A 21,500-nucleotide genomic window follows, 5' to 3' on the forward strand; every position below is an offset into this window, starting at 1 on the left:
TTTTCGACCAGCGCCAGCGCGAAACCAATTACGCCTGAGGTAATCAGGCCGAACCATGCGAGAGGAAAAAAACATGAGCAGCGGTTTTTTCGGCGACATCCAACAGATCAAATACGAGGGACCGGATTCGACCAATCCGCTGGCCTATCGGTTCTACAATCCCGACGAGATCGTCGCCGGCAAGCGGCTGGAAGACCATCTGCGCTTTGCCGTCGCCTATTGGCATTCCTTCGCCTGGCCGGGCGGCGATCCGTTCGGCGGTCAGACGTTCGACCGGCCATGGTTCCCCAAGGCCGGCGGTACCGACACGATGGAGCTGGCCAAACTCAAGGCCGACGTCGCCTTCGAGATGTTTTCGCTGCTGGGCGCGCCTTATTTCTGCTTCCACGATGCCGACGTGCGGCCGGAGGGCCGGGACTTTTCCGAAAGTGCGGCGCGGCTCGACGAGATCGCCGATTATTTCTCGGGAAAGATGAAGCAGACCGGCGTCAAGCTGCTGTGGGGCACGGCCAACCTGTTCTCCAACCGCCGCTTCATGTCGGGCGCCGCCACCAATCCCGATCCGGACGTCTTTGCCTATTCGGCGGCGACGGTGAAACACTGCATCGACGTCACCAAGCGGCTGAACGGCGAGAACTACGTGCTGTGGGGCGGCCGCGAGGGCTATGAGACGCTGCTCAACACCGACCTCGCCCGCGAGCAGGAACAGGCCGGCCGTTTCCTCAATCTGGTCGTCGATTACAAGCACAGGATCGGCTTCGAAGGCACCATCCTGATCGAGCCGAAGCCGCAGGAGCCGACCAAGCACCAGTACGATTACGACGTCGCCACCGTCTACGGCTTCCTCAAGCGCTTCGGACTGGAGAACGAGGTCAAGCTCAACATCGAGCAGGGCCACGCCATCCTGGCCGGCCATTCGTTCGAACATGAACTGGCGCTGGCCAATGCGCTCGGCATTTTTGGCTCGATCGACATGAACCGCAACGACTACCAGTCGGGCTGGGACACCGACCAGTTCCCCAACAATGTGCCGGAGATGGCTCTGGCCTACTACCAGGTGCTGCAGGCCGGCGGCTTCAAGACCGGCGGCACCAATTTCGACGCCAAGCTCAGGCGCCAGTCGCTCGATCCGCAGGACCTGCTGATCGGCCATATCGGGGGCATGGACTGCTGCGCTCGCGGCCTGAAGGCGGCAGCGCGCATGGTCGAGGACAAGGCGCTGTCCGCCCCGCTCGCCGAGCGCTATGCCGGCTGGGATTCGGCCGAGGCCAAGGCGATGCTTGCCGGCAAGTGCACGCTGGAGGAAATCGCCGAGCGCGTCGTCAAAGAGAAGATCGAGCCGCAGCCCAGATCCGGCCGCCAGGAATTGCTCGAAAACATCGTCAACCGGTACGTCTGAGGCGTACCCGGTTCGCGGCCGCATTGTTCAGCGGCCGCCGGCTAAGACGGCTTTCTGCGGGGCTGAACCGACGAAGGTTTTGCCCCGTGTGAAACTCGCGTGGCCTGTTCGCTGACCGGGTCTGGCGCGCCTTAGCCGTGATCGAGGCCTCTCAGGTAGGCGCAAAACATGTCGGCCATGGCATCGGCGTAGACTTCAATCTCCTTGGGGGTTCGAGGCGTCTCCGAGAACTGCTTCCCCACCGTGCTGAGCGTCGTCATGACCAGGTCGCCGGCCAATTCGCGAGTCGCTTGCGCGGCGCTCGGCAACGCCTCCTGCATGAAGAGCTGGATGGTGCGGTCTCCGGACGCCCTCGCCGCCTGCGCCTCGGGCGCGTCGCGGTAAAGCGGTGCGGCGTCGTCGAGCGCCACACGCACCGCGGCCTCGTCACACTCCGAGCGGAGGAAGGCGTGGACCAGGTCGCGCAGCCGGTCGAGCGGCGGTTTCCTGATATCCTCGAGGATATCGCGCAGCAAACTGGTCGTCTGCCGCCATTCGTCGCTCTGGAGCCGGAACAGGATCGCCGCCTTGTTCGGAAAATATTGATACAGCGATCCGACGCTGACGCCGGCCTTCTCGGCCACCCGCGCCGTGGTGAAGCGCTGCGCGCCTTCCCTCGCCAAAACCTGAACAGCAGCCTGCAAAATCGCAGCGACGAGCTCCGCCGAGCGGGCCTGCTTCGGCTGTTTTCGCGAGGAAATCCGCGGACTTCGGTTATCGCTCATTGAGAGCCGCGCCAATGCGATTAGTGAATGCGAATGATTAGTCGTATTTTGAATGTCGCACAAGAACGCGTTCAATTCCGACTGGAGACCGATATGACCACACTGACGACAACGCCGCTCGCGCCCCTGCTGGTCCGCCTGTTCGAGGAAGCCGCTGCGGCAACAAGCCCTGCAGTGGCGGAACTCTCCGCCGAGGAGCGGATGCGGCTGGTTCGAAGCAAGACCGAATACCTCGATTTCTATGGGCGGCTAAGGGATCTCTGGCTTCCCGTTTCGCGAGAGACCGGCACGCTGCTCTACATGCTGGCACGAGGCAGCGGCGCACGGACGATCGTCGAATTTGGAACCTCGTTCGGCATCTCGACCCTGCACCTTGCCGCAGCCTTGCGGGACAATGGCGGTGGCCGCCTGATCACCAGCGAGTTCGAGCCATCCAAGGTCGCGCGCGCGAGGAGTAATCTGACAGCAGGCGGTCTCATTGACATGGTGGAAACCCGCGAAGGAGACGCGCTGCAAACATTAAGCGTCGATCTTCCCGAAAGCGTCGACCTGCTTCTGCTCGACGGCGCCAAAGCGCTCTATCCCGAGATCTTGAGTCTGGTTGAAAGCCGCCTCAGACCGGGCGCCTTCGTCGTTGCCGACAACGCAGATCTTTGCCCCGAATACCTCGAGCGGGTGCGCTCGACCGGGAGTGGCTACATGTCCACGCCGTTCGGCGAGGATGTTGAACTGTCGATGCGGCTTGGCTGAAGCACTGCGTGACCTGCCGGAACGACGTGCCCAAGATGGGCGGCGGCGGACAAAACTTTGCCCGGCATCGCCCATCAATCGCCTCGCTCTTGCCTTCAAACAGCCGTCACGAACCTCCTATAGTGTGGTTCGTGGCGGGATTCAGAAGAAGGAGGCGAAACGATATGCAGCACGAACGCGAAATCGACGCCCTGCTCTCATCTGGCGAGGCTGGATCGATCATCGACCGGCTGATGGCGCTGCCGCACCCGAAACAAGGTGCGCTGAGTGCAAACGAATGGGATCGCGCGGTCGCCAGCCGGTTCGAGACCCATCTTGCGAGACAGATGCGCTCGCAGATCGACGGCAGCAGCGACCGCAAGGACGCTGCCTGATCTACCTTTGCCTATGCATGTCGTTATCGCAAAACCGCTACGCACCCTCGGGTCAAGCCCGTGGCCAAGCTTTTGGGCGACATGCATTATCCCCGACGCAGCCTGACCGGCGCTTCGCCGAACGCTCTTGAAAACGCTCTGGAAAATGCCGCGGCGGACGAAAACCCCGTTCGCCCGGCAATGTCCGCCATGGCGATGCGCGTGTCGACCACCAGCCGGCGCGCGGCGCCGAGGCGCAGCCTGAGGTAATAAGCGCCGGGCGTTTCGCCGATCGACTTGCGAAAGATGCTTTCCAGCGTCCGTGCCGTCACCCCGGCGCGCTTTGCCACGGCGGCGATAGTCAGCGGCTGGTCGACATGCGCTTCCATCAGCCGAATGGCTTGCGCCAGCCTGGGATCGTAGCCGTCGAGACGGCCGAGCGAGACCAGCGGTTGCGCGTCCGTCGCGGCGCGCGCCTGGTCGTAGATGAAGACGCTCGCGACATCTAGCGCCACGGCCATGCCGAGCCGCGTGCGGATCAGATGCAGCATCAGGTCGAAGGTCGGCGAGGCGCCGCCGGTGGTGAACACCGGGCCATCGATGACGTAGCGGTCGGGGCGCACGTCGACGCCGGGAAAGGCCGACGAGAAATCCTCCATGTCCTCCCAGTGGGTGGTGGCGCTGCGCCCCTCCAGCAGACCCGCGCGGGCAACCAGCCAGGTGCCGGCCTCGACGCCGCCGCAGGCGCGTGCCGCGCGCGCCGCCCGGCGCAGTCCGGACAGCAGGGCCGATGTGGCGTAGTTCTGCGTGCCGAAGCCGGCGACGACGACCAGCATATCGGTTGTGTCAGCCGCATCGAAGCGGCCGCTGACCGCCACCGGCAGGCCGCATGTGGTGACCGGCGCCTCGCCTGTCACCGAGACCAGCCTGAAATCGAACAGCGTCTCACCGGCAATGCGGTTGGCGGCGCGCAACGGATCGACGGCCGAGGCGACGCACATGATCGACGAGCCGGAGAATACCAGCAGCGTTACCTTGAGCGGCAAACGCTCGGCCCGAAAGATCGTCGGTTTTTCGTTTTTGGTCACACGATCTTCGTAAAACGCAAAACAGTTTCCGGCAAGTCAGGCATTCTTGCCCTACGTTCTATTGGGAGAGAGTCCGATGCCGTTAGCGATGAACCGTGAGGTTTTCATTACCTGTGCCGTGACCGGGTCCGGCGGTTCGCAGGACCGCAGCCCGCATGTGCCGCGGTCGCCCAGAGAGATCGCCGATTCGGCCATCGAGGCGGCAAAGGCGGGTGCGGCGATCGTGCACTGCCACGTGCGCGATCCCGAGACCGGCAAGCCTAGGCGCGACGTGCATCTCTATCGCGAAGTAACCGAGCGCATCCGCGCGGCGGACGTCGACGTGGTGCTGAACCTGACCGCCGGCATGGGGGGTGACATGGTATTCGGCCCGCCGGAGAAACCGCTGCCGCTGAACGAAAAAGGCACGGACATGGGCGGCGCGAGCAACCGCATGGAACATGTGCGCCAGTGCCTGCCGGAAATCTGCACGCTCGATTGCGGCACCATGAATTTCGCCGAGGCCGATTATGTCATGACCAATACGCCCGGCATGCTGCGTGCCATGGGCGGCATGATGACGGCGCTCGGCGTCAAGCCGGAGATCGAGGCCTTCGACACCGGGCATCTGTGGTTCGCCAAGCAATTGGTCGAGGAAGAAGTGCTGAAGCCGGACGCGCTGGTGCAATTGTGCATGGGCGTGCCGTGGGGCGCGCCGGACGACCTCAACACCTTCATGGCCATGGTCAACAATGTACCGTCGACCTGGAACTGGTCGGCCTTTGCCATTGGCCGCAACCAGATGGCCTATGTCGCGGCCGCGGTGCTGGCCGGCGGCAATGTCCGCGTCGGACTGGAGGATAATCTCTGGCTCGACAAGGGCGTGCTGGCGACCAATGCGCAGCTGGTCGAGCGGGCGGTCAGCATCGTGTCGAATATGGGCGCCAGGGTCATCGGCCCGGACGAAGTCCGCAAGAAGCTGAACCTGACGAAGCGCGCACCGCTTTGAAAAGCCGGTAGCCGGTTGGGAGGAGCCGCTGATGAAGACCGTGAAATTCACCGCCATGAAGGACGGCGACCGCGAGGACTATGCCTTCCTCACCGAGCACGAGATCGACTATGCGGCAAAGACCGGCGAGCGGCTGCTCGACGCGCTCGTCCAGCTTGATGCGGGCCTCTCGGGCTACAAGATCACCCGGCTCGGCCATTCACTGCAAGCGGCAACACGGGCCTGGTGCGACGGCGCCGACACCGACTGGATTGCCTGCGCCTTGCTGCACGATATCGGCGACATCTACGCGCCCTATAACCACGACGAGTATGCAGCCGCCATCCTGAAGCCTTTTGTGCGCGAGCAATGCACCTGGGTGGTGGAGAAGCACGGCGATTTCCAGCGCCTCTATTACGCCCACCACCTCGGCGGCAATCCACACGCCCGCGACCGTTTCGCCGGGCACATCTACTTCGACGATTGCGATGAGTTTTGCGAACGCTGGGATCAGTCGAGCTTCGACCCGGATTACGAGACATTGCCGATCGATTTCTTCCGGCCCTTCCTGCTCGAAGTGTTCGCGCGCAAGGCCTATGACGCGTCCGTGATCCGTGCCGGCGAGCGCGTCGCCCTCACCGACCCCGCAACAGCCAGGACAAGAACCGGAGCCTCCGCATGAGCATCATCAACAAGGCGGCCGCCATCGGCGGCGGCGTCATCGGCGCCGGCTGGGTGGCGCGGCTGCTGCTCAACGGCATCGACGCGTCGATCTTCGATCCCGACCCCGAGGCGTCACGCAAGGTCGGCGAGGTGATGAAGGGAGCGCGACGCGCCTACAAGCAGATGCTGCCCGGCGGCCTGCCGAAGGAGGGCAAGCTTACCTTCGCCAAGACGATCGCCGAGGCGGTGGCAGACGCCGACTTCATCCAGGAAAGCGTGCCGGAGCGGCTCGACCTGAAGCACCGCGTGCTGGCCGAGATCGACCTTTATGCGCCGGCCAACGCCATTGTCGGATCCTCCACCTCCGGCATCAAGCCGACCGACATGCAGGTGGCGATGAAGAAGCACCCGGAGCGGCTGGTCGTCGGCCATCCGTTCAACCCCGTCTATCTGCTGCCGCTGGTCGAAATCGTCGGCGGCGAACAGACCTTTCCCGAGGCGATCGAGGTCGCCAAGGAGATCTATGCCTCGATCGGCATGAAGCCGGTGGTGATCCGCAAGGAGATCGAAGCCTTCGTCGGCGACCGGCTGCTCGAAGCGGCCTGGCGCGAGGCGCTGTGGCTGGTCAAGGACGGCATCTGCACGGTCGAGGAGCTCGACGACATCATGCGCTACGGCTTCGGCCTGCGCTGGGCGCAGATGGGCATGTTCCAGGTCTATCGCGTCGCCGGCGGCGAGGCCGGCATGCGCCACTTCATGGCGCAGTTCGGCCCGTGCCTGAAATGGCCGTGGACCAAGCTGATGGACGTGCCGGAGTTCAACGACGAGCTGGTCGAGCTGATCGCGACCCAGTCGGACGATCAGGCGCACGGTCTGTCGATCCGCGATCTCGAAAAGATCCGCGACGACAATCTGGTCGCCATCATGGAGGCACTGTCGAAGCAGAACAAAGGCAAAGGCTGGGGTGCCGGCGCCTTGCACAAGGACTACACCAGGCAGCTGGCCAAGCTCGCGGCGAAGAAGCCCACCGCCTCCAAGGCGGCCGAAAAGGCCAAGGCTGAAAAGCCGAAGAAAAGGAAGAAAGGCTGAGACCATGGATTTTGGTCTTTCGGAGGAGCAGAAGCTCATCGTCGAGACGACGCGGGCCTTCGTCGAGAACGAGCTTTACCCGCATGAGCGCGAAGTGGAGCGTACCGGCGTGCTGCGGCGCGAGCTGATCGAGGAGATCAAGGCCAAGGCGATCGAAGCCGGCCTCTATGCCGCCAACATGCCAACGGAAGTCGGCGGCGCCGGGCTCGATACGGTGACCTGGCTGCTCTATGAAAAGGAACTCGGCCGCGCCAATTACGCGCTGCATTGGACCTGCGTGGCGCGGCCTTCGAACATCCTTCTCGCCGGCACGCCGGAGCAGCGCGAAAAATATCTGTTTCCCTGCATTCGCGGCGAGAAATGGGATTGCCTGGCAATGACCGAGCCGGGCGCCGGCTCCGATTTGCGCGGCATGAAGGCAAGCGCCGTGCAAGACGGCGACGACTGGGTGCTGAACGGCACCAAGCATTTCATCAGCCATGCGGATCTCGCCGATTTCGCCATCGTCTTCATGGCCTCGGGTGAGGAAGAGTCTTCGCGTGGAAAACGCAAGAAGATCACCGCCTTTTTCGTCGACAAGGGAACCAAGGGCTTTACCGTGCGCGACGGCTACCGCAACGTCTCGCATCGCGGCTATACCAATGCCATTCTCGAATTCGACGATTGCCGGCTGCCGGCGAGCCAAGTTCTCGGCGAGGTCCACAAAGGCTTCGATGTCGCCAATTCATGGCTCGGCGCAACGCGCCTGCAAGTCGGCGCCACCTGCCTTGGCCGTGCCGAGCGGGCGCTTGGCCATGCCATCGAATACGCCGCGCAGCGCCAGCAATTCGGCCAGCCGATCGGCAAGTTCCAGGGCGTGTCGTTCAAGCTCGCCGACATGGCGACCGAGCTGAAGGCCGCCGACCTGATGGTGTTCGAAGCCGGCTGGAAGTACGATCAGGGCACCGTTACCGATCAGGACATGGCCATGGCCAAGCTGAAGGCCACCGAGATGCTTGCCTTCGTCGCCGACGAGGCGATCCAGATCCATGGCGGCATGGGGCTGATGGACGATTTGCCGCTCGAGCGCATCTGGCGCGACGCCCGCGTCGAGCGCATCTGGGAAGGCACTTCGGAAATCCAGCGCCACATCATCTCGCGGGCGCTGCTGCGCCCGTTCGGGGGCTGAACAGCGCAATGTTTGCATTCCTTCGCGCCCCCCTCTGTCCTATCGGACATCTCCCCCTCAAGGGGGGAGATCGGCCGCCATTCCTGATTTCGCCAGTTATTACCGTTGCATGCCTGGGGCCGGCGGCCCAACTGCCAATCTCCCCCCTTGAGGGGGAGATGCCCGGCAGGGCAGAGGGGGGTGTTCATGCACAAACTTGAACGTCTTTTGCGCCCACGAACGATCGCGGTCTTCGGTGGTGCGCAGGCTGCCGCCGTGGTCGCGCAATCGATCAAGATGGGCTTTGCCGGCGATATCTGGCCGGTGCATCCGAGCAAGGCCGAGGTCGCCGGCCGCAAGGCCTATCGCTCGGTGGCCGAATTGCCCGGCGCGCCGGATGCCGCTTTCGTCGGCGTCAATCGGCACTTGACCATCGAAGTGGTCAAGGCACTGGCCGAGCGCGGCGCCGGCGGTGCGGTCTGCTTCGCCGCCGGCTTCCTCGAAACCGAGGCCTATGACGAGGACGGCGAGCGGCTGCAGGCCGAGCTGGTCGCGGCGGCGGGCCAAATGCCAATCATCGGGCCGAACTGCTACGGGCTCATCAACTACGCCGACGGCGCGCTTTTGTGGCCCGACCAGCATGGCGGCATCAGGCTGCCAGAAGGCGGTCGCGGCGTTGCCATCATCACCCAGTCGTCGAACATCGCCATCAACATGACGATGCAGAAGCGCGGCCTGCCGATCGCCTTTCTGATGACCGCCGGCAACCAGGCGCAGACCGGGCTTTCCGAAATGGCGCTCGGCCTGATCGAGGACGACCGCGTCACCGCGCTCGGCCTGCATATCGAGGCCTTCGATTCGGTAGCCGGCTTCGAAAGGCTGGCGGCACGGGCACGCGAGCTGAAAAAGCCTGTCATCGCCATGAAGGTCGGCCGCTCCGAGCAGGCGCGGCAGGCGACCGTTTCCCATACCGCGTCGCTGGCCGGCTCGGACGCGGCGTCCGGCGCCTTCCTGAAGCGGCTCGGCATCGCCCGCATCGATTCAATTCCCGCCTTCATCGAGGCGCTCAAGCTATTGCACGTCACCGGCCCCCTGCCCGGCTACCGGCTATCGTCGATGAGCTGTTCGGGCGGCGAGGCGTCGGTCATGGCCGACAGCGCCGAAGGCCGCTGGGTGACGTTTCCGCCACTCACCCCCGAGCACCGCGCGCATGTCAAATCGACGCTCGGGCCGCTGGTCGCGGTGGCCAACCCGCTCGACTACCACACCTTCATCTGGAACAACGAGCCGGCGATGACCGCCACCTTCACCGCGATGGTGTCGGGGGGCTTCGACCTCAACATGCTGGTGCTCGATTTCCCGCGCCCCGACCGCTGCTCGGACACCGACTGGTGGGCGACGCTGCGCGCCTTCGAATCGGCGCTGAAGACCAACAGCGCGCAAGGCGCGATCGTCTCCTCGCTGCCGGAGAACCTGCCCGAGGAATACACTGCCGGCCTGATGGCGCGGGGCATGGTGCCGCTGTTCGGCATCTCCGAAGCCATGGACGCCGCCCAGGCGGCGGCCTTCATCGGCTGGGCCTGGCGCGAGCCGCAGGCGCAGCCGATCGACACTTCGGCGTCCGGCGCGCCGGTCGGCGACCATGTCACGCCGGACGAGGCCGAGGCGAAGGCGCGGCTCATCGAGGCCGGGCTCCCCGTGCCGAAGGGCGAGCGCGCCGGCAACGCGGTCGAAGCTGTCATCTCCTCGATGGCGCTCGGCTTCCCGGTGGCGCTGAAGGCCCTTGGTGTCATCCACAAGTCCGAGCTCGACGCGGTCCGGCTCAATTTGAGGGATGCCGAATCCGTCAGCACCGCCGCCCACGATCTCGGCCCGCTCGGCACGGGCCTTTATGTCGAGCGCATGGTGCGCGACGGCGTCGCCGAGCTGCTCGTCGGCTTCACCCGCGACCCGATGTTCGGCGCCGTGATGACGCTCGGCACCGGCGGCGTGCTGGTCGAGCTGTTGCGCGACAGCGTCACGCTGATGCTGCCGGCGACCCGCGACGATATCGAGGCCGCTTTGCGCGGGCTGAAACTGTTCCCGCTGCTCGACGGCTATCGCGGTCGGCCGAAGGCCGATGTCGGAGCGGCAATCGATGCGATATCGGGCATTGCCGCTTTCGTGCAGCAAAACGCCGGCGAGATCGAGGAACTCGACATCAATCCGCTGATCGTCTGCACCGAAGGCAAGGGCGCCTGGATCGCCGATGCGCTGCTGGTGCTTGGAGAGAACAAAAATGTCTGACGTCATCACCACCCGCCGCGAGGGCACTATCCTCGAAGTCACGCTCGACCGGCCCAAGGCCAATGCCATCGACCTGAAGACGTCGCGGCTGATGGGCGAGACTTTCAAGGCGTTTCGCGACGATCCCGACTTGCGCGTCGCCATCGTCAAGACCGCCGGTGACAAGTTCTTCTGCGCCGGCTGGGACCTGAAGGCCGCGGCCGGCGGCGACGCGGTCGACGGCGACTACGGCGTCGGCGGCTTCGGCGGGCTGCAGGAACTGCGCGACCTCAACAAGCCGGTGATCGCCTGCGTCAACGGCATGGCGGTCGGCGGCGGCTTCGAACTGGCGCTATCCTGCGACCTCATCTATGCGTCGGACCACTCCTCCTTCGCGCTGCCCGAAATCCGCGCCGGCACGCTGGCCGATGCGGCGACGATCAAGCTGCCGAAGCGCATCCCCTACCATGTCGCCATGGACCTTCTGCTCACCGGCCGCTGGATGGATGTCGCCGAGGCGCATCGATGGGGCCTAGTCAACGAGGTGCTGCCCAAGGAAAGACTGGAGGACCGGGTCTGGGAGATCGCGCGGCTGCTCGCCAGCGGCCCGCCGCTGGTCTTCGCCGCGATCAAGGAGACGGCCCGGGTCGCAGAATCGCTGACTTTCCAGGACGCCATGAACCGGGTGACGCGCCGGCAACTGTCGACGGTTGACGCACTCTACGGCTCGGAGGACAATCTCGAGGGCTTTCGCGCCTTTGCCGAAAAGCGCGATCCGGTGTGGAAGGGGAAATGAAGGTATTGCCGAAATGACGGCACTCCGTCACGCCCCCCTCTGGCCTGCCGGCCATCTCCCCCTCAAGGGGGGAGATCGGATGTCGCTTCGGTTTTCGCCAATCTCCAACGTTGCAAGATGGGCTGCAAGGCCGAAGCTGCCAATCTCCCCACTTGAGGGGGAGATGGCCGGCAGGCCAGAGGGGGGTGTTCACGCGGATTCATTGCGATCCATTCAGCGCCCATGACCGACTACAAAACCCTCATCGACGCCGAGACCTGGGCCTTCATCGAGCGGACCAATTCTTATTATCCGCCCGATACGATCGACTACACCGTCGCCGAGCAGCGCCAGATCTATAACCGGATGTGCCGCGAGTTCTTTGCCGGCTATCCCCAAGGCGTCACGGCGGAAACCACCGCCATTGCCACACCCTGGCACATTCCGATCCGCATCTACGGCGCCCCGGCGCCGGAAGCTTCGGCAATGGTGCTTTATTTCCATGGCGGCGGTTTTATCCTCGGCGGGCTCGACAGCCATGACGACCTCTGCGCCGAGCTTTGCAGCCGCACCGGCTACGAAGTGGTTTCGGTCGACTACCGGCTGGCACCTGAACACCTTCATCCGGCCGCCTTCGACGATGCCATCAGCGCCTTCGAATGGGCGGCGGCGACTTACGAGCGTCCTGTCCTGCTCTGCGGCGACAGTGCCGGCGGCAATCTCGCCGCCGCCGTCAGTCACGCAACGCGCGGCCATGCGCGCAAGCCGATCGGCCAGATTCTGGTCTATCCCGGCCTTGGCGGCGACAGCTCCGCCGGTTCCTACGTCACCCACGCGGAAGCGCCGATGCTTACCGCGCGCGACCTCGTTTTCTACAGGGACATCAGGACCGGTGGCGAGGATCGCACCGGCGATCTCACTCTGTGGCCGCTCGCCGACGCCGAGTTCGCCAATCTGCCGCCCACCGTCGTGATCACCGCCGAATGCGACCCGCTGTCGTCGGACGGCGAAGCCTATCGCGACCGCATCGTTGCCGCGGGCGGGCGCGCCTGGTGGCTCGAGGAGCCGGGGCTGGTGCATGGCTATTTGCGCGCCAGGCACACGGCCGGCCGCGCCCGCTCGAGCTTTACCCGGATTGTCGATGCGGTAGCGGTTTTGGGAAGGGGCGAGTGGATCTGGTGAGGGATGTCTTCCCGACCAGAACGGGCCTTTGTCGGCCGGTACAGCTCTATTTGCGGCGGCGTCGCCGGCCGGAAACCTGCTTCAGCCAAGGTCCTAAATGGAAGCCGCTCATCAGCAGGTACATCGGGACCATGCCGTCCAGCGGTGACGCCTCTTGCCCGGTCGAGCACATCATGTCCGGCGCTCCGCCGAGAAGCGTCAGCAGCGCCATGGTTGCGAAGGTCGGCGCGGCCGCAAAGGACAGCCAATCGGCTGCACTATGGTCGGCCGGGCTCGCATCGCCGGTGGATCCGCCTGCATGAATCTCGCTCATGTCCGTAGTCCTGCATAGCGAGCGGGATGCGTCGAATTGAACCGTGCATCCCGCTCCTCCAATTGTCCTGGCTGCATTTCCGCGACGCCAAAGACGTTCTATTCGGTGCGATTCCGGAACGCGGCCTCTCCGGCGTCCGATATCTCGACCCATTTTTTGTCGGGGACGGCTTCGGCGCCGTAATTGTCGTGCCAATTCCACCACTTGTACGTCGGCGTCTGCGGATAGCCCTCGGGCGAATCCTCCCAAACCTCCTGGCGGCCGAGCGGCGACAGGTCGAGATAGCTCCATACGGTCCCCATCGCCTCGTCACCGCGGTTGTTGATGAAGTAGGTGCGGAACACGCGGTCGCCGTCGCGGATGAACACGTTGTGGCCGTGCCACTCGTCAACGCCGAAGTCGGCATCGAAGCTGTCGGTGATGGTGTACCAGGGCATCTTCCAGTCCATCCGCGCCTTCAGCCGCGCAATGTCGGCCTGCGGTGCGCGCGAGGCGTAGGCAAGCGTGGTGTCGCGGGCGTTCAGATGGGCGAGGTTGCCGACCTGGTCCGCCCCCAGCGAACAGCCGCGGCAAGCGTGGTCGGGCCAGCCGAATACGCCGGGCTCGAAGAAGGCGCGGTAGACGATCAGCTGACGGCGGCCCTCGAACAGGTCGAGCAGGCTCACCTTTCCATCAGGCCCTTCGAACGTATAGGTCTTCTCCACCGCCATCCACGGCATCCGCCGGCGCTCGGCGGCCAGTGCGTCGCGAGCCCGGGTCACGGTCTTCTCTTTCACGAGCAGTTGCTGGCGCGCGGCCTCCCACGCGTCAGACGAAACGACCGGTGGTGTCTTCATCGCGAGCCGCTTCGTCTGCTCGCCTGTGCCATTCTGATGTGCCGTCATTGTGCATCTCCTTGCTGGTTTGTCGCCGCAGGCGCGACGTGTTGGGTCGTCAGATAGGATAGGGGCGATAGCGGGTTGGCGAGAGTGACAAGTGTGACGCGATTCCGACGGGTCCGCTGATCACGGCCAATTTCGCCGCCCGCGACGCCCCTGCGCTCATTCGTGCCCGGACTGCTGAACGGGCCGAGCGCCGGCCAGATAGCGGTCATTGTCAAACGGCTCGGCCTGGTTGCTATCCGGACTCCACAGCTGCCGGTGGGTTCGTGTGAGATCGCCGAGGTAGACATGCAGCGCACCCGATCGCGAACCGCCCGTATTCGCAACCGCATGAACGGTATTTGACGCCATGTGCACCACGGCAGGCGCTGCGATGTCCTGCCTTTCGGGAACATCGAGTTCGCTGCCGGCAACGGGATAGATGAAGTTCGTCTCGCTGCCCTTGTAGATGCCGATCAAGGCATCCATCAGGTGGTTGTGAGGCGGGTACTGCAGGCCGGGCGACAGAGTGATGTGATAGATCGTCAGGTTCGGACTCGCATGCAGAAGCACCTCGTCGTCGTCTTCTTCGTGAGCGAGTGTTCCCGATGCGTGAAAGCGGTTGGTGTAGTCGCCCAGGACCGTCCTTACCGGTTCGAGGGGATCTGGCCCCTTCGCGGCATTGACGATATCATCAGCAACAGCGTAGAGGGGCGAGTTGGCGGCTAAAGGCATATCAGTTATCCTCCCTGAGATGCTCAGATTATCAATTTGAGATGATCACGCTAGCGAATGCTGAGGCCAGCGTCAATCGGACAGCCAGACGGACAAAATATGAAAACGACGAAGTTGACCGCCGAACCGGCAAGACCGGCTACGGTCGAGGCGACAGCACTGTCAGCCGCCGACGTCCTTCGCAGGGAACAGGCATATGAGCAGCTGAGGAACGACATCATCGCCTGCGTGCTGCGCCCCGGCGAGGCGCTGACGGAGAAACAGATCGGTGATCGATACCAGATCAAAAAGGCGACCATCCGCGCGGCGCTGGCCCGACTGATGCAGGAAGGACTGGTCAGGAGCGAGCCGCGCCGCGGCTACGTCGTTGCTACGCTCAGCCTGCGGGATGTCAACGAGATCTTCGATGTCCGCAGCTTGATCGAGCCGGAAGTGTTCAGGGTGGCGGCATCGAACATGACCGAGCGCGGGCTCGAGGATGTCAGGCTGGCAGCGCAAAAAGTGCTGAAGCCGGAGACGCTACGCAGCCACGTCGCCTTCCTTGCGGCCGACCGTGCGTTTCGTCTGGCCCTTGCGGAGCTCTCGGGAAATTTACGACTGGCGCATCTGCTGGACCAGATACTCGACCAGTCGGCGCGGGTTCTCCACCTCGGCTTCAAGTCCCGCGACTTCACCCAGTTGATCATCGCCCAGCAAAAGGAGCTGGTCCTTGCCTGTGAGGCAGGCGAGATTTCCGCCATCGTCAAACTTGCCCGTTCGCAGTGCCTGTCTCTCAAGAAGCAGGTGCTCGAGGCTTTGCTTGCCGGTTCCAAGCTTCAAGACGTCAATTTGCAGCCCTTCACCTAAAGCCGGTTCCGGTTCTCCTGGAACCGGTAACCCGCTCTAACTATCTGTTTTGCCGCATTTATGCGGACGCCAAATGATTCCATTCGGCTGCAAAATGCTCTAAGGGAAGTTGGCCATTCGGTGCGACCCGCCACCTTGGCGCAACGGCCGCCGGCGGGCCTTGTTTCACCCCACCGCGTGTGCCGCCGCCCGTCCGGCACTGCGGCCGGAAAAGATGCAGCCGCCGAGAAACGTGCCTTCGAGCGCTGCATAGCCGTGCATGCCGCCGCCGCCGAAACCGGCGGCCTCGCCCGCCGCGTACAGCCCCTCGACTGGTTGGCCGCCGGCGCCCAGCACGCGGCTGTCGAGGTCAGTCTCCAGCCCACCGAGCGTCTTGCGGGTCAGGATGCTGAGCCTGACGGCAATCAGCGGGCCATTGGCGGGATCGAGCAGCTTGTGCGGTCTTGCGGTGCGGATCAGCCGGTCGCCGAGATAGGCTCGCGCGCCGCGCAACGCAGTAATCTGCATGTCCTTGGAGAACGGATTGTCGAGCTGCCGGTCGCGGGCGCGGATTTCGCGCTCAACCTGCGCCAGTTCGAGCAGCGGCTCGCCGCCGGCCACTGCGTTCATGCGGGCGACCAGCGCCGGCAAATCAGGCTCGACGATGAAATCCTCGCCCTTCTCCATGAACGCCTTGACCGGCGCGGGAACGCCGCTGGTGGCGCGGCCGAGCACCTGGCGCCAGCTCTTCTCCGTCAGATCGGGGTTCTGCTCGGAGCCCGACAGCGCGAACTCCTTCTGGATGATCTTTTTGGTCAGGATGAACCAGGAATGATCGAAGCCGGTGCTCATGATGTGGCTGAGCGTGGCCAACGTGTCGAAGCCGGGATAGAGCGGGACCGGCAGGCGCTTGCCGCGCGCATCGAGCCACAGCGATGACGGGCCGGGCAGGATGCGGATCGCATGATCGGTCCAGATCGGTGCCCAGTTCCTGACGCCCTCGACATAGTGCCACATGCGGTCGCGGTTGATGAGCCGGCCGCCGGCGGCTTCGGCGATCGCCAGCATGCGGCCGTCGACATGATCGGGAACGCCGGTGATCATGCGTTTCGGCGGCGCGCCCATCCGCTTCGGCCAATTCTCCCGGACCAGCCGGTGATTGGCGCCGATGCCGCCGGAGGCGACGATGACGGCCTGCGCCTTCAGCTCGAAATCACCGGTGATCTCGCGCGAGCTCTTGCGGCCGCGCTCGGCATCGCTCGCCGCCAATAGGTCGCCGCGCACGCCGTTGACGACGCTGCCCGTCCGCGTCAATTCGTTGACCCGGTGACGGAATTTGAAGCGGATCAGCCCGCGCTTCTCGGCCTCGCGTACGCGCTGCGCGAACGGTTCGAGCACGCCAGGGCCGGTGCCCCAGGTGATGTGGAAGCGCGGCACCGAATTGCCGTGGCCGACGGCATTGCCGCCGCCGCGCTCGGCCCAGCCGACCACCGGAAAGAATTTCAGGCCGCGCTGCATGAGCCAGGAGCGCTTCTCGCCGGCGGCGAAGCCGAGATAGGCCTCGGCCCAGCGGCGCGGCCAGAGATCTTCCGTGCGGTCGAAGGCTGCGGTGCCCAGCCAGTCCTCGAGCGCCAGCTCATACGAATCGCGGATGCGCATGCGCCGCTGTTCGGGCGAATCGACGAGGAAGATGCCGCCGAGCGACCAGAATGCCTGGCCGCCAAGCGACTGTTCAGGCTCCTGCTCGACGATGATGGTCTTCTTGCCGGCCGCAGTCAGTTCGGCCGCCGCGACAAGGCCGGCAAGGCCGGCGCCGACAATGATCACATCCGCATCGTCGGACATCTATTTGGCCATGATCTCGTCCAAAAACCGGTCCCCACTTTTTGGGATCATCGCCGGCCTAGACTGCCTCCCAGCCTTCCTTCTCGCCGGCGCGGAAGATGGCATCGATGACCTTCTGGTTGAGCACCGATTCTTCCAGGGTGAAGACACGATCCTTGCCGCCCCGTGCCGCCCGCGCGAAGGCCTCGACTTCCAGCCGGTACTGTTGCGTGCCGGGAAAGCGGAAAACCTGCGCCTCGCTGTGGTTCTGGTTGTGCAGTTCGACGCGGTGATGGTCGTAGAGTCCGGCGTTGAACGGTGAGAACACCTCGATGAAGCCCTTCTCGCCGTGAAAGACCATCACCTGGCGTGCCGCCATCTGCGTCGACAGGTAAAACGACAGCTCGAAGTCGCCGAAATCGGCGCGGATCGAGGAATAGATGTCGGTGCCGAATGTCTTGTCGCGCTCGATCGTCGCCTGGACGCGCAGCGGCTCCTTGCCGGTCGAAAAGCGCGTCGATACCGTCGGATAGACGCCGATGTCGGGCAGCGCACCGCCGCCGAGATCGAGCTTGTTGCGCATGTTGTTGGGGTCGACATTGTAATAGGAGAACGCGCCCTGGACATGGCGCAGCCGGCCGATGGCGCCGTTGGCGATGAGGTCGCGCACCTTGATCCATTGCGGATGGTAGACGACCATGAAGGCTTCGCAGACCAGCACCTTCCTGGCATCGCGCAGCTTGATCAATAGCGGAATGTCCTTGGCGTCGAGCGCCAGTGGCTTTTCGACCAGAACATGTTTGCCGGCCTCGATCGCCTTGGCTGTCCATTCGACATGCTGCGAGGTCGGCAGCGGAATGTAGACGCCGTCGATGTCGCTGGAGGCGAGCAGCTCCTCATAGGAGCCGAACGCGTGGCGCGCACCGAAGCGTTCGCCCAGCGCCTGCGCTTTCGACAGATCGCGGCTGGCAATCGCGGACAGCACGCCGTTCTCCGCTTCGACGATTGCCGGCAAAAGCTGCTCGCGGCCGATCTTGGCCGTCGACAAAACTCCCCATCGGAACATCAGATTTCTCCTCTCGATTGCAGGCCTGGAGGTTTGCCCTAATTCAGGAGAAAAGCCAATGCGGGAGCATGGCGGCGAACAGGGCGATCATCTGCGGCTTGTCCGGATGCCGGCGCTGCCCCCTGCGGAACCTGCAAAGGCTATCCCCTTCTACCCGTCAGCGTCATGTCGAAATCGACGACGTTGGAATAAATCGGCGTGCCGACATCCATGCCGTAGCGCGACCGCAGCACCTTGCCGGTGACGTGGAATTTTATCGTGCCCGCCCGGAGGCCGCCGAGCTCGGCCGTGAATTTTTCCTGAAAGGTCTTGCCGCGCGCCGTCAGCCGGCCGGTGACAAGGGCCGACGTGTCGCCGGTGCGTTTGACGCTGGTCGAACGGAACTGGATCTCCGGATTGTTGGCCGCGTCGAAGACTGCGTCCGAGCGGAGAAAGGCATCGATGCGGCTTTGGCCGGTACCGACGCTTTCGGGAAAGATGGTGAAATTGACCCGGGACCGGCCGACATCGCTGTTGTCGATGAGGATACTGCCCTTGAAGCGGGAGAAGGCACCGTCGAGCCCGCCGCCGCCGAGCTTGGCGATGGAGAAATGGATGCTGGAACTCCCCGGGCTGATCGTGTAGCTGCCGGCCGCCTCGCCAAGGGCAACGGCGGCGAAAACAGGCATGGCAAAACAAGCGGCAGCTGCCGCAAATCCGAAGATGCGCGCGTACATGGAAATGGTCCTCTTGGCAGGCAACGCTTTCTTGCGTCCTCGCCCCATCAACGAATGAGCCGTCCGCTCTATTCCCTGTCGTGATGTGACGAAGCCGTGATCATGCGCGTCAGCACGGTATCCCTCAGCCAGAAATGATGGCGCAGCGCTGCGGCGAGATGCAAAGCGACAAGTCCGATGCCGGCATAGGCGAGATACCAGTGCGTCGCTGCCCAGAAGCTTTCTGCCGTGTCCGATTCACCGAGCGGCAGATTGGGCATGACGAACAGATTGAACGGCACGCTCGGGATCTCCAGCACCGAGACCGAGACCAGCGCCCAGCCGGACAACGGCAGAGCGAGCTGAAACGCATAAAGCGCGAGATGGACCAGCGGCGCCGCACGGCGCTCGAAAGGCCCGACCGAGTGCGGCAGCGATGGGGCCGTTCTGCCCAGGCGCCAGGCAATGCGCAGGATGACCAGTCCAAGCAGCAGGAAGCCGAAGGATTTATGCAGCTGGATCAGCTCGAAGGCGGTGCGCTGGCTGGACAGCCGCACCATGACGAAGCCGAGCACGAACTGGCCAATAAAGAGCGCCGCGATCAGCCAGTGAAGGATGATCGCCGTCCAGCCGTAGCCGGCCGTCTGGTTTTTGGGCAGTGCTGACATGGTCGGTGAACGAATGCCAGGTCGACTTTCTTCCAGCTCTCCCTTGTGGGGAGGGTTGGCTTATTCGCCGACCTTGAAAAAATCGACAAAGGCCCTGAGCGCCGGCCGCATCTGGCGGCGGCTGGGGTAATAGACGAAGAAACCATCGAAGCGCGGGCACCAGTCCTCCAGCACGCGAACGAGCTTGCCGGCGGCGAGCGGGTCGCGGACATAGTCCTCGAACACGAAGGCGAGCCCGGCGCCGTCGACCGCGGCATTGGCAATCAGATGGTCCTCGTCGAGGATCAGCGGCCCTTCCACCGGGATTTCGATCTCCTCGCCGTTTTTCTCGAATTCCCAGCGATAGATGATGCCGCTGGAGAAGCGGAAGCGGATGCAGCGGTGAGCGGCGAGATCGCGCGGATGCTGCGGCTTGGACCTGGTCTCGAAGTAGGATGGCGTGCCGACCACCGCGCCGCGAAGGTCTGGTCCGATGCGCACTGCGATCATGTCGCGCTGCAGGCTCTCGCCCAGCCGCACACCGGCATCGAAGCCGCCCTCGACCACGTCGGTGAAGCGGTCCTCGATGACGATCTCCAGCACGATGTGGGGATAGGCAGCAGCAAAGGCGCCGAGCCTTGGCGTCAGCGCCAGGTGGGCGGCGGTGCGCGGCACGGTCAGCCTGAGATTGCCCGCCGGCCGGTGGCGCGCCTCGATCGCCGATTCCAGCGCCAGGTCGATTTCCGACAGCGCCGGCCTGAGGCGCTCAAGCAGTTGCGCGCCCTCCTCGGTCGGAGCAACGCTGCGCGTGCTGCGTGCCAGAAGGCGCACGCCGAGGCGCGCTTCGAGGCTGGACACCGCGTGGCTGACCGCCGACGGCGCGATTGCCAGTTCCTTGGCGGCGCCGCGAAAACTGCCGCATTGGGCGACCATTGCCAGTACCGCGAGCTGTGAAAGATGGGTTCGCTTCATTGATCTATTTCTTGGAACAGCCCGTGCAATTGAGAGCCGATTATCGAACTCGGCGCAAGACGCTATCTCTGCGGCATCACAACCATCACAACAAGGAGACACGTGATGCAAACCCGCAAGCTTGGCAATGAACTCGACGTCTACCCGGTCGGCCTCGGCTGCATGGGGATGAGCTTTGCCTATGGTGGCCAGCCGGAGGCGGAGGCGATTGCCACGCTGCGCCATGCCGTCGAGATCGGGGTCAATTTCTTCGACACGGCCGAGGTCTATGGCCCTTTCGAGAACGAGACCCTGGTCGGCAAGGCGCTGAAGCCGGTGCGTGACAAGGTGACGATCGCAACCAAATTCGGCTTCAAAATCCTCGAAGAAGGCAGCGGCATGGAGCGCATGGCCGGTGTCGATAGCCGCCCGGAGCATGTCAAGGCGGTGGCCGAAGCGTCATTGAAGCGGTTGGATACGGAGGTGATCGATCTCTATTACCAGCACCGCGTCGACCCCAACGTGCCGATCGAGGATACGGTCGGCGCCATGGCCGAGCTGGTGCGCGAGGGCAAGGTGCGGGCGCTCGGCCTGTCGGAGGCGAGTGCGGCGACCATTCGTCGGGCGCATGCCGTGCACCCGATCGCCGCCGTGCAGAGCGAGTATTCACTGTGGAGCCGCGATCCGGAGGAGGAGGTGTTTGCTGTCTGCCGTGAGCTCGGCATCGGCTTTGTCCCCTATAGCCCGCTCGGCCGCGGCCTGCTCACCGGCACGATCGCCAAGCCCGATGTTCTCGGCGCCGACGACTGGCGCCGTGGGTTGCCGCGCTTCCAGGCCGACGCCATGGCGGCCAATGCGGCGGTCGTCGCCGTGCTGGAAAAGATGGCCGCCGGGAAGGGCGTGACGCCGGCGCAGCTGGCGCTCGCCTGGGTGCTGCATCAGGGCGACTTCATTGTGCCGATCCCTGGTGCCCGCAAGATACGACATCTCGAACAGAATACGGCGGCAGCCAATATCGTGCTGAGCCAGGCCGAGGTGGCATCCATCGGCGACGCCCTGTCGCCGGAAAAGGTGGTCGGCAAGCGCTATACCGAGGAGCTGCTGGCGCTGGTTAACGGGTGAACGGCAATCGACGGCGTAAT

General features: G+C 64.1%; 22 protein-coding genes. 12 read left to right on the plus strand and 10 right to left on the minus strand.

Annotation, left to right across the window (positions count from 1 at the left end; all coding sequences use genetic code 11):
- Window positions 1–73: 73 nt before the first annotated feature.
- Window positions 74–1,399, plus strand: coding sequence for a xylose isomerase (gene xylA / locus NKH67_RS16115; RefSeq protein WP_352682173.1), 1,326 nt, complete (start codon window positions 74–76; stop codon window positions 1,397–1,399).
- 131 nt (window positions 1,400–1,530) lie between these two features.
- Here xylA and NKH67_RS16120 read toward each other — a convergent pair whose 3' ends face one another.
- Window positions 1,531–2,163, minus strand: coding sequence for a TetR/AcrR family transcriptional regulator (locus NKH67_RS16120; RefSeq protein WP_352682412.1), 633 nt, complete (start codon window positions 2,161–2,163; stop codon window positions 1,531–1,533).
- Window positions 2,164–2,256: 93 nt separating this feature from the next.
- On the opposite strand from NKH67_RS16120, the gene NKH67_RS16125 reads away from it, so the two are divergent.
- Both NKH67_RS16125 and NKH67_RS16130 read left to right on the plus strand, forming a co-directional pair.
- Window positions 2,257–2,913 carry an O-methyltransferase gene (locus NKH67_RS16125; RefSeq protein ID WP_352682175.1) on the plus strand — a complete coding sequence of 219 codons (657 nt, stop codon included), beginning with the start codon at window positions 2,257–2,259 and terminating at the stop codon, window positions 2,911–2,913.
- A 164-nt stretch (window positions 2,914–3,077) separates the two neighbouring features.
- Window positions 3,078–3,287: a hypothetical protein gene (locus tag NKH67_RS16130; protein WP_352682177.1), complete on the plus strand. Its 210-nt coding sequence runs from the start codon at window positions 3,078–3,080 to the stop codon at window positions 3,285–3,287.
- Between the two features lie 86 nt (window positions 3,288–3,373).
- Here NKH67_RS16130 and NKH67_RS16135 read toward each other — a convergent pair whose 3' ends face one another.
- Window positions 3,374–4,354, minus strand: a complete 981-nt coding sequence (locus tag NKH67_RS16135; protein WP_352451614.1) for a GlxA family transcriptional regulator — start codon at window positions 4,352–4,354, stop codon at window positions 3,374–3,376.
- 76 nt (window positions 4,355–4,430) lie between these two features.
- On the opposite strand from NKH67_RS16135, the gene bcoG reads away from it, so the two are divergent.
- From bcoG to NKH67_RS16170, 7 genes are all read left to right on the plus strand, one after another.
- On the plus strand, window positions 4,431–5,342 hold the full coding sequence (gene bcoG / locus NKH67_RS16140) for a 3-dehydrocarnitine:acetyl-CoA trimethylamine transferase BcoG (protein ID WP_352451615.1): 912 nt from the start codon (window positions 4,431–4,433) through the stop codon (window positions 5,340–5,342).
- Between the two features lie 31 nt (window positions 5,343–5,373).
- Window positions 5,374–6,003 (plus strand): HD domain-containing protein, encoded by a 630-nt coding sequence (locus NKH67_RS16145; protein ID WP_352682179.1) that lies wholly within the window; start codon window positions 5,374–5,376, stop codon window positions 6,001–6,003.
- Window positions 6,000–7,073: a 3-hydroxyacyl-CoA dehydrogenase NAD-binding domain-containing protein gene (locus NKH67_RS16150; RefSeq protein WP_352682181.1), complete on the plus strand. Its 1,074-nt coding sequence runs from the start codon at window positions 6,000–6,002 to the stop codon at window positions 7,071–7,073. The genes NKH67_RS16145 and NKH67_RS16150 overlap by 4 nt, the downstream gene beginning before the upstream one ends.
- Window positions 7,074–7,077: 4 nt before the next feature.
- Complete coding sequence (locus tag NKH67_RS16155; protein ID WP_352682183.1) at window positions 7,078–8,241, plus strand: acyl-CoA dehydrogenase family protein; 1,164 nt, start codon at window positions 7,078–7,080, stop codon at window positions 8,239–8,241.
- Window positions 8,242–8,427: 186 nt separating this feature from the next.
- Window positions 8,428–10,506: an acetate--CoA ligase family protein gene (locus tag NKH67_RS16160; protein ID WP_352682185.1), complete on the plus strand. Its 2,079-nt coding sequence runs from the start codon at window positions 8,428–8,430 to the stop codon at window positions 10,504–10,506.
- On the plus strand, window positions 10,499–11,281 hold the full coding sequence (locus NKH67_RS16165; protein WP_352472543.1) for a carnitinyl-CoA dehydratase: 783 nt from the start codon (window positions 10,499–10,501) through the stop codon (window positions 11,279–11,281). The genes NKH67_RS16160 and NKH67_RS16165 overlap by 8 nt, the downstream gene beginning before the upstream one ends.
- A gap of 222 nt (window positions 11,282–11,503) precedes the next feature.
- Window positions 11,504–12,442, plus strand: a complete 939-nt coding sequence (locus tag NKH67_RS16170; RefSeq protein ID WP_353031275.1) for an alpha/beta hydrolase — start codon at window positions 11,504–11,506, stop codon at window positions 12,440–12,442.
- A 46-nt stretch (window positions 12,443–12,488) separates the two neighbouring features.
- On the opposite strand, the gene NKH67_RS16175 is transcribed toward NKH67_RS16170, so the two are convergent.
- The 3 genes from NKH67_RS16175 to NKH67_RS16185 all read right to left on the minus strand — a co-directional run bounded on the left by NKH67_RS16175 (window position 12,489) and on the right by NKH67_RS16185 (window position 14,350).
- A complete protein-coding gene (locus NKH67_RS16175; RefSeq protein ID WP_352682188.1) occupies window positions 12,489–12,755 on the minus strand; it encodes a hypothetical protein in 267 nt (88 codons plus the stop codon).
- 98 nt (window positions 12,756–12,853) lie between these two features.
- Window positions 12,854–13,639: a DUF899 domain-containing protein gene (locus NKH67_RS16180; RefSeq protein WP_352682190.1), complete on the minus strand. Its 786-nt coding sequence runs from the start codon at window positions 13,637–13,639 to the stop codon at window positions 12,854–12,856.
- Between the two features lie 156 nt (window positions 13,640–13,795).
- Window positions 13,796–14,350, minus strand: coding sequence for an autotransporter (locus tag NKH67_RS16185; protein WP_353031277.1), 555 nt, complete (start codon window positions 14,348–14,350; stop codon window positions 13,796–13,798).
- Between the two features lie 99 nt (window positions 14,351–14,449).
- Here NKH67_RS16185 and NKH67_RS16190 point away from each other — a divergent pair, with 99 nt between their 5' ends.
- On the plus strand, window positions 14,450–15,196 hold the full coding sequence (locus NKH67_RS16190) for a GntR family transcriptional regulator (RefSeq protein ID WP_352540004.1): 747 nt from the start codon (window positions 14,450–14,452) through the stop codon (window positions 15,194–15,196).
- A gap of 165 nt (window positions 15,197–15,361) precedes the next feature.
- Here NKH67_RS16190 and NKH67_RS16195 read toward each other — a convergent pair whose 3' ends face one another.
- The 5 genes from NKH67_RS16195 to NKH67_RS16215 form a co-directional block, all read right to left on the minus strand.
- Window positions 15,362–17,020, minus strand: a complete 1,659-nt coding sequence (locus NKH67_RS16195) for an FAD-binding dehydrogenase (RefSeq protein ID WP_352682194.1) — start codon at window positions 17,018–17,020, stop codon at window positions 15,362–15,364.
- A 58-nt stretch (window positions 17,021–17,078) separates the two neighbouring features.
- Window positions 17,079–18,065, minus strand: coding sequence for a Gfo/Idh/MocA family protein (locus NKH67_RS16200; protein WP_353031279.1), 987 nt, complete (start codon window positions 18,063–18,065; stop codon window positions 17,079–17,081).
- Window positions 18,066–18,205: 140 nt separating this feature from the next.
- The gene (locus tag NKH67_RS16205; RefSeq protein WP_352472551.1) at window positions 18,206–18,781 is read right to left on the minus strand and encodes a YceI family protein; all 576 of its coding nucleotides are present in this window, start codon (window positions 18,779–18,781) and stop codon (window positions 18,206–18,208) included.
- 68 nt (window positions 18,782–18,849) lie between these two features.
- On the minus strand, window positions 18,850–19,428 hold the full coding sequence (locus tag NKH67_RS16210; protein WP_352682198.1) for a cytochrome b: 579 nt from the start codon (window positions 19,426–19,428) through the stop codon (window positions 18,850–18,852).
- Window positions 19,429–19,488: 60 nt separating this feature from the next.
- The gene (locus NKH67_RS16215; RefSeq protein WP_352682200.1) at window positions 19,489–20,379 is read right to left on the minus strand and encodes a LysR family transcriptional regulator; all 891 of its coding nucleotides are present in this window, start codon (window positions 20,377–20,379) and stop codon (window positions 19,489–19,491) included.
- Window positions 20,380–20,484: 105 nt separating this feature from the next.
- Here NKH67_RS16215 and NKH67_RS16220 point away from each other — a divergent pair, with 105 nt between their 5' ends.
- A complete protein-coding gene (locus tag NKH67_RS16220) occupies window positions 20,485–21,480 on the plus strand; it encodes an aldo/keto reductase (protein ID WP_352682202.1) in 996 nt (331 codons plus the stop codon).
- The last annotated feature ends 20 nt before the right edge of the window (window positions 21,481–21,500 follow it).

It is taken from the genome of Mesorhizobium sp. M0968, from assembly GCF_040319065.1.
GTDB lineage: Bacteria > Pseudomonadota > Alphaproteobacteria > Rhizobiales > Rhizobiaceae > Mesorhizobium.

What these genes read in the sequence shown, in the direction of transcription:
- xylA (WP_352682173.1), top strand. Translation starts at nt 74, where the DNA reads ATGAGCAGCGGTTTTTTCGGCGACATCCAACAGATCAAATACGAGGGA.
- NKH67_RS16120 (WP_352682412.1), bottom strand. Translation starts at nt 2,163, where the DNA reads ATGAGCGATAACCGAAGTCCGCGGATTTCCTCGCGAAAACAGCCGAAG.
- NKH67_RS16125 (WP_352682175.1), top strand. Translation starts at nt 2,257, where the DNA reads ATGACCACACTGACGACAACGCCGCTCGCGCCCCTGCTGGTCCGCCTG.
- NKH67_RS16130 (WP_352682177.1), top strand. Translation starts at nt 3,078, where the DNA reads ATGCAGCACGAACGCGAAATCGACGCCCTGCTCTCATCTGGCGAGGCT.
- bcoG (WP_352451615.1), top strand. Translation starts at nt 4,431, where the DNA reads ATGCCGTTAGCGATGAACCGTGAGGTTTTCATTACCTGTGCCGTGACC.
- NKH67_RS16145 (WP_352682179.1), top strand. Translation starts at nt 5,374, where the DNA reads ATGAAGACCGTGAAATTCACCGCCATGAAGGACGGCGACCGCGAGGAC.
- NKH67_RS16150 (WP_352682181.1), top strand. Translation starts at nt 6,000, where the DNA reads ATGAGCATCATCAACAAGGCGGCCGCCATCGGCGGCGGCGTCATCGGC.
- NKH67_RS16155 (WP_352682183.1), top strand. Translation starts at nt 7,078, where the DNA reads ATGGATTTTGGTCTTTCGGAGGAGCAGAAGCTCATCGTCGAGACGACG.
- NKH67_RS16160 (WP_352682185.1), top strand. Translation starts at nt 8,428, where the DNA reads ATGCACAAACTTGAACGTCTTTTGCGCCCACGAACGATCGCGGTCTTC.
- NKH67_RS16165 (WP_352472543.1), top strand. Translation starts at nt 10,499, where the DNA reads ATGTCTGACGTCATCACCACCCGCCGCGAGGGCACTATCCTCGAAGTC.
- NKH67_RS16170 (WP_353031275.1), top strand. Translation starts at nt 11,504, where the DNA reads ATGACCGACTACAAAACCCTCATCGACGCCGAGACCTGGGCCTTCATC.
- NKH67_RS16175 (WP_352682188.1), bottom strand. Translation starts at nt 12,755, where the DNA reads ATGAGCGAGATTCATGCAGGCGGATCCACCGGCGATGCGAGCCCGGCC.
- NKH67_RS16180 (WP_352682190.1), bottom strand. Translation starts at nt 13,639, where the DNA reads ATGACGGCACATCAGAATGGCACAGGCGAGCAGACGAAGCGGCTCGCG.
- NKH67_RS16185 (WP_353031277.1), bottom strand. Translation starts at nt 14,350, where the DNA reads ATGCCTTTAGCCGCCAACTCGCCCCTCTACGCTGTTGCTGATGATATC.
- NKH67_RS16190 (WP_352540004.1), top strand. Translation starts at nt 14,450, where the DNA reads ATGAAAACGACGAAGTTGACCGCCGAACCGGCAAGACCGGCTACGGTC.
- NKH67_RS16195 (WP_352682194.1), bottom strand. Translation starts at nt 17,020, where the DNA reads ATGTCCGACGATGCGGATGTGATCATTGTCGGCGCCGGCCTTGCCGGC.
- NKH67_RS16200 (WP_353031279.1), bottom strand. Translation starts at nt 18,065, where the DNA reads ATGTTCCGATGGGGAGTTTTGTCGACGGCCAAGATCGGCCGCGAGCAG.
- NKH67_RS16205 (WP_352472551.1), bottom strand. Translation starts at nt 18,781, where the DNA reads ATGTACGCGCGCATCTTCGGATTTGCGGCAGCTGCCGCTTGTTTTGCC.
- NKH67_RS16210 (WP_352682198.1), bottom strand. Translation starts at nt 19,428, where the DNA reads ATGTCAGCACTGCCCAAAAACCAGACGGCCGGCTACGGCTGGACGGCG.
- NKH67_RS16215 (WP_352682200.1), bottom strand. Translation starts at nt 20,379, where the DNA reads ATGAAGCGAACCCATCTTTCACAGCTCGCGGTACTGGCAATGGTCGCC.
- NKH67_RS16220 (WP_352682202.1), top strand. Translation starts at nt 20,485, where the DNA reads ATGCAAACCCGCAAGCTTGGCAATGAACTCGACGTCTACCCGGTCGGC.